Annotated in this window: 5 protein-coding genes; all 5 read right to left on the reverse strand. The window is 70.9% G+C overall.

The features are described from left to right. Nucleotides 1–91 precede the first annotated feature (91 nt). The 5 genes from ACIQOV_RS23890 to ACIQOV_RS23910 all read right to left on the reverse strand — a co-directional run bounded on the left by ACIQOV_RS23890 (nt 92) and on the right by ACIQOV_RS23910 (nt 5,737). A complete protein-coding gene (locus ACIQOV_RS23890; protein ID WP_401051535.1) occupies nt 92–1,129 on the reverse strand; it encodes a sugar ABC transporter substrate-binding protein in 1,038 nt (345 codons plus the stop codon). Nucleotides 1,130–1,203: 74 nt separating this feature from the next. Then, the gene (locus ACIQOV_RS23895; RefSeq protein ID WP_401051537.1) at nt 1,204–1,899 is read right to left on the reverse strand and encodes a FadR/GntR family transcriptional regulator; all 696 of its coding nucleotides are present in this window, start codon (nt 1,897–1,899) and stop codon (nt 1,204–1,206) included. Nucleotides 1,900–2,034: 135 nt separating this feature from the next. Beyond that, nucleotides 2,035–3,066 (reverse strand): ABC transporter permease, encoded by a 1,032-nt coding sequence (locus ACIQOV_RS23900; RefSeq protein ID WP_401051540.1) that lies wholly within the window; start codon nt 3,064–3,066, stop codon nt 2,035–2,037. Continuing rightward, nucleotides 3,050–4,606 (reverse strand): sugar ABC transporter ATP-binding protein, encoded by a 1,557-nt coding sequence (locus ACIQOV_RS23905; RefSeq protein ID WP_401051542.1) that lies wholly within the window; start codon nt 4,604–4,606, stop codon nt 3,050–3,052. The genes ACIQOV_RS23900 and ACIQOV_RS23905 overlap by 17 nt, the downstream gene beginning before the upstream one ends. A gap of 84 nt (nt 4,607–4,690) precedes the next feature. Beyond that, nucleotides 4,691–5,737 carry a sugar ABC transporter substrate-binding protein gene (locus ACIQOV_RS23910; protein ID WP_401051544.1) on the reverse strand — a complete coding sequence of 349 codons (1,047 nt, stop codon included), beginning with the start codon at nt 5,735–5,737 and terminating at the stop codon, nt 4,691–4,693. Between the last annotated feature and the right edge of the window lie 105 nt (nt 5,738–5,842).

The raw sequence follows: 5,842 nt of genomic DNA on the forward strand, positions 1-5,842 counted from the left end.
GGTGGGGGAGCCATCAGTGGTGGTGCACGGACCGGAGTCCCGTCGTCCCGTTGTCGCGGTGGCTGCCGGTCCGGTTCTGGGGCCGTGTCGGTCAGCCCGCGGCGTGGTTGGCCCAGAGCGACGGGTCGTCGACGTTCTCCTTGGTGACCAGGGATGACGGGAGCTTGTCCTCCAGGCCGTTGGGCAGGGAGACGATGGTCGACCCGTGGTCGGTGGGCCCGGGTCGGAAGGTCTTGCCCTCGGCGGCGGACTTGGCGTAGTACAGGGCGTACTTGGCGTAGAGGTCGGCGGGCTGGGAGACGGTCGCGTCGATGTCGCCCTTGCGGATCGCATCGAGCTCGGCGGGGATGCCGTCGTTGGAGACGATGGCGATGTGGCCGCTCTGGCCGGCGGGCTTGAGCAGGCCCTTCTGCTGGAGCAGGGCGAGGGTGGGTTGGAGGAAGACACCGCCGGCCTGCAGGTAGATGCCGTTCAGGTCCGGGTTGGCGGCAAGGGTGGACTGGAGCTTGGCGGAGGCGATGTCGCCCTTCCACTCGGTGGCCAGCGCGATCACCTGGATGCCGGGGAAGTTGCGTTTCATGCAGGCGGCGAATCCCTCGGAGCGTTCGTATCCGTTGATGGAACTCAGTGCGCCCTGGAGCTCGGCCACCTTGCCCTTGCCGCCGAGTTGCTTGCCGAGGAACTCGCAGGCCTTGGCGCCGTACGAGCGGTTGTCGGCGCGTACCACCATGTAGACGTTGCCGTGCTCCGGTTCGGTGTCCACGCTGATCGCGTGGACGTTCGCACGGAACAGGTCGGAGAGTGTCAAGTCGGTGGCCATGGTGTTCTGCGGCGCCATGACGATGGACTTGGGATGCCGGGCGGCCAGCTTGTGGATGTTGGCGGTGAACGTCGCCTCGTCGCCGTCCGAATGGGTCGGGGGCAGCACACGCAGATGCTGGTCGTCGATCTCCTGCTGGAGGTACTTCGCGTACGCCTTCCAGAAGTCGGAGTCGGCGCGGGGGATGTCGATGCCGATCCGCGGGCGGGAGTCGCCGGCGTCGTCGGTGACCCCGCAGGCGGTGAGGCAGCCGGCGAGCAACACGGCGACGGAGCCGGTGCGGGTGGTCCGGATGGTTACGCTCTTCATGTGTGAGACCGTCCTGGGCGGTGGGTGTCGTGCGCATTGGCGGGGGAAAGGATGTGCGGGACCCGGCACGTCCGTCAGGCGACGGTGCCGAGGCCCAGGGAGCCGGTGCCGGCGGCCAGCCAGTCCTCGACGGCGGCGACGTGCACGGTGCTGGCACTGGCGGCCAGGACGGCGTCGCGGTCGACCAGCGCCTGCCAGATGGCCTCGTGTTCGCGGTGGGCCTGCTCGCGGGCGGTGGTGCGGGTACCGCGCACGATGCGCAGCCGCTGGGTGTGGGTGGAGAGGATGCCGAGCAGGGTGGACAGCACCGGGTTGCCGACGGCATCGGCGATGGTGCGGTGGAAGTCGATGTCCAGCTCGATGAACTCCTCGATGCCGGCGGCCGCGGCGCTCCGGTCGAGGACGGCCCGCAGCGTTCGCAGGTGTCCGTCGGTGAGCAGGCCGGCGGCGAGGGCGGTGGCCTGTGGCTCCAGCAGGCGCCGTACCTGGAGGAGTTGCCGGGCCGTGTGCCCGTGGGAGACGTCGGCGGCGAAGGCCATGGCTTCCAGCAGGAGGTGGGGTTCCAGGCCGGATACGTACGTGCCGTCGCCCTGCCTGGGGACGAGGATCCGCATCGCGGTGAGCGCCCGGACGGCCTCGCGCAGCGAGTTGCGCGACAGCCCGAGCTGGTCGGCGAGATCGGCTTCGTTGGGGAGTCTCGCGCCGGGAGGCAGGGCACCGGAGACGATCATCTCCTTGATCCTCTCGATGGCCTGGTCGGTCACCGCCATGGGTGTTCGCCTCCTGCGTGCGGGCATGGGAGTGGTGGTCGGTCGAGAGGCGGGGAAGGGGAGCCCGAAGCGGCGCGACCGGTTACCCGCCGGGCTGGTCGCGCCGCTTCGGCGGCTCTCAGGCGGTGGGACCCGTCACTCCTGCTTCTCGCCCGAGGCGAAGCGGGAGATGATCAGCGCGACGATGATGATCGCGCCGTTGAGGAACTGGTTCCACAGCGGTGGCACGCCCGCGAGGGTCATGACGTTGACCACGAGCTGGAGGGTCAGCACACCGGTCAGGGCGCCGAAGAGGGTGCCGCGGCCGCCGTTGAGGCTGACGCCGCCGATGACGGTGGCGGCGAAGACCTGGAAGATCCACCCGTTGCCCTGGTCGGCGGAGATGGAGCCGTAGTGGCCGGTGTAGAGGACACCGGCGAAGGCCGCCAGCAGGCCGCCGAGGATCAGCACGATCCAGGTGATCCGGTCGACCCGGATGCCCGCGGCGCGGGCGGCCTCGGGGTTGCCGCCGATCGCGTACAGGGCGCGGCCGTGGCGCAGCCAGGCGAGGGCGCCGCCGCCGGCCAGGAAGAGCAGGGCGCAGATCCAGATCGCCGCCGGGACGCCGAGCCAGCTGGTGCTGCCGAGGTAGGTGAAGGAACCGGGCAGGTTGACGATCGACTGGCCCTGGGAGGTCGCGACCTGGAGGCCGCGGAGCAGGGTGAGCGCGCCGAGGGTGACGATGAAGCCGTTGAGGCGCAGCTTGAGGATCAGGAAGCCGTTGATCGCCCCGATGAGCGCGCCGACGGCCAGGCACAGCGGGATGGCCGTCCAGGAGGGGAAGAGCCCGAGGCCGTTGAAACGGGCGCCGTGGTCGGGCAGGACCAGCCAGACGGCGATGACGGGGGCCACGCCGATGGTGGATTCCAGGGACAGGTCCATCCGGCCGACGATCAGGATCAGCGCCTCGGCCAGGACCAGCAGGCTCAGTTCGGTGGCCTGCTGACCGACGCCCAGGAGGTTGTCGGAGGTGAGGAAGGCGGGCGAGACGGCGAAACCGATGACGCCCAGGACGAGCAGGACCGGTACGAGCGACAGGTCGCGGTAGCGCGCGAGGTCGAAGCGCCGGCCGACCGGCGTGGCGGGGGCGGTGGCCGCGAGCGGGCGTACCTCAGTGGTGGGAGACATCGCGTTCCTTCGTGTCGGTCCGGCCGGGCATGCCCTCCATGGCTGCGACCAGCTGTTCATCGCTCCAGCCGTGCTCGAACTCGGCGACGACGCGGCCGTGGAACATGGCCACGACGCGGTCGCAGACCCGCAGGTCGTCGAGTTCGTCGGACACGATCAGAGCGCTCTTCCCGGCGTCGGCGACCTCGCGGAGGGTGCCGAGCAGGGACTCCTTCGACTTGACGTCGACGCCGTTGGTGGGCCGGATGGCCACCAGGACGTGCGGCTCGGTGGCCAGCGCCCGGGCGATGACCACCTTCTGCTGGTTTCCACCCGACAGGGCGGACACCGGGGCCGAGGGGCCGGGCGTCTTGATGTCGAGGTCGCCGATCATCCGCTCGGCGAAGGCCCGGGTGCGCGAGGGCAGCACCGTGCCGAACGGCCCGAGCTGGTCGGTGACGGTCAGGGTGGCGTTCTCGGCGACGCTGCGCTGCGGGATGAGGCCCTGGATGTGCCGGTCCTCGGGCACGAATCCGATGCCGGCCGCGAGAGCGGCGGGAACGCGCCCGGTGCGCACCGGGCGGCCCGCGACGGTGATCGTGCCGGCCTGCGGGCGGTGCAGGCCGGCGATGGTCTCGCCGAGCCGGACGTTGCCGCTGGCGGCCGCCCCGGCCAGGCCCACGACCTCGCCGGCCCGCGCGGTCAGGGAGAAGGCCTGGTAGGCGCCGGCCAGGCTCAGGCCGGAGACCTCCAGCAGTGGGGCGCCGTCGGTGCGCGTGCGGCTCGTCACCGACCAGGCGGGCTCGCTGCCCCGGGCGCTCTCGCCGGTCATCGCCTCCACCAGGGCCTGCTGGTCGAGTTCGGCGACCGGCGCGGTGATGATGTGCCGGGCGTCGCGGTAGACCGTGACGGTGGTGCAGAGGTCGTAGACCTCCTGCAGGTGGTGGGAGATGAACAGGAAGGCGACGCCCTGTTCCTGTAGCGAGCGCAGCTTGTCGAAGAGCCGCTCGATGCCGCGTGCGTCGAGCTTCGCGGTGGGCTCGTCCAGGATGATGAAGCGGGCCCCGAAGGACAGCGCCCGGGCGATCTCGACGAACTGGCGCTGTTCGACGCTCAGGTCCTCGGCGCGCGCGGTCGGGTCGACGTCCACGCCGTACTCGGCGAGCAGCTCGGTGGCGCGGCCGCGCAGCCGCTTCCAGCTGATCGGGCGCAGGGCGCCGGTGCTCTGCCTGTCCACGAAGAGGTTCTCGGCGACGGTCAGCGCGGGGATGATGGTGGAGCGCTGGTAGACGCAGGCGACCCGGGAGCGCCAGGCGTCGGCGTCGCCGGGGGCGGGAGCCGGCTCGCCGTTGAAGCGCAGGGTGCCCGTGTCGGGGTTCTGCAGGCCGGTGAGGATCGACACGAGCGTGGACTTGCCCGCGCCGTTGCGGCCGACCAGGGCGTGCGACTCGCCGGGCGCGACCGAGATGCGGGCGTCGCTGAGGGCGACGGTGGCGCCGAAGCGCTTGCTGATCCCGTCGGCCTCGACGACGGGGCCCCGGACGGGGCTGGGGTCCGCCATGGCGGGGGTGTCCTTTCCGCAGGATCCGAGAACGGCGGCGCCGAGAGGGGAGCCCGGGCCGCCGCTCACGTGGGGTCGGTGGGGCTACTTGCCTACGCCGTTGCCCCAGAGGGACTTGTCGTCGACGTTCTCCTTGGTGACCAGGGGAGCGGGGAGCTGGTCCTCCAAACCGTTGGGCAGGGAGACGATGGTCGACTGGTGGTCGGTGGCACCGGGTTGGAAGGTCTTGCCCTCGGCCGCGGCCTGCGCGTAGAACAGCGCGTACTTGGCGTAGAGGTCGGCGGGCTGGGAGACGGTCGCGTCGATGTCGCCCTTGCGGATCGCGTCGAACTCCTGCGGGATGCCGTCGTTGGAGACGATGGCGATGTGGCCGGGCTGGCCGGCGGGCTTGAGCAGGCCCTTCTGCTGGAGCAGGGCGAGGGTGGGCTGCAGGAAGACGCCGCCGGCCTGCAGGTAGACGCCGCCCAGGTCCGGGTTGGCGGCCAGGGTGGACTGGAGCTTCGCGGAGGCGACGTCGCCCTTCCAGTCGGTGGCCAGCTCGATCACCTGGATGTCGGGGAAGTTCTCCTTCATGCAGGCGGCGAAGGCCTCGGAGCGGTCGCGGCCGTTGACGGAGCTGAGCGCGCCCTGGAGTTCGGCGACCTTGCCCTTGCCGCCGAGCTGCTTGCCGAGGAACTCACAGGCCTTGGTGCCGTACGCCTTGTTGTCGGCGCGCACCACCATGTAGACGTTCCCCTTGTCGGGACGGGTGTCGACGCTGACCACGGGGATCTTCTTGGCGGACAGCTGCTCGAGGGTGGACGCGATCGCGCCGGTGTCCTGCGGGGCCATGACGACGGCCTTGGCGCCGGTGTTCTGGAAGACCTGGACGTTGGCGACCAGCTTGGTGACGTCGTTCTGCGAGTTGCTCACCGGCAGGGTGTTCAGGCCCTGGGCGGTGGCGTCCTGCTTGACGTACTGCGCATAGGAGTTCCAGAAGTCGGAGTCCGCACGCGGCAGGTCGATGCCGAGCGCCGGCTTGCCGCCGGCGGCGGAGTCCGTCGCGCTGCCGCGGTTGCAGGCCGTGGCGGCCCCCGCCAGGACGACTACGGCGGCGGCCGTGGCCGCGATTCTGGAGGAGCGAGGCTTCATGGTGCTGATCTCCTTGGCTGGGATGTCCGGGCTCCCCCGTGGGGCGTGGAGCCGGCGTGGTGGGAGGCCGAGTCGCCCGTTCCGGTGGGCGAAGCGGGCGGGGGG

The organism is Kitasatospora sp. NPDC091257, assembly GCF_044757675.1.
Lineage (GTDB): Bacteria > Actinomycetota > Actinomycetes > Streptomycetales > Streptomycetaceae > Kitasatospora > Kitasatospora lactacystinica.

Bases quoted from the DNA above. Each gene is read 5' to 3' on its own strand.
- ACIQOV_RS23890 (WP_401051535.1), bottom strand. From the start codon at position 1,129: ATGAAGAGCGTAACCATCCGGACCACCCGCACCGGCTCCGTCGCCGTG.
- ACIQOV_RS23895 (WP_401051537.1), bottom strand. From the start codon at position 1,899: ATGGCGGTGACCGACCAGGCCATCGAGAGGATCAAGGAGATGATCGTC.
- ACIQOV_RS23900 (WP_401051540.1), bottom strand. From the start codon at position 3,066: ATGTCTCCCACCACTGAGGTACGCCCGCTCGCGGCCACCGCCCCCGCC.
- ACIQOV_RS23905 (WP_401051542.1), bottom strand. From the start codon at position 4,606: ATGGCGGACCCCAGCCCCGTCCGGGGCCCCGTCGTCGAGGCCGACGGG.
- ACIQOV_RS23910 (WP_401051544.1), bottom strand. From the start codon at position 5,737: ATGAAGCCTCGCTCCTCCAGAATCGCGGCCACGGCCGCCGCCGTAGTC.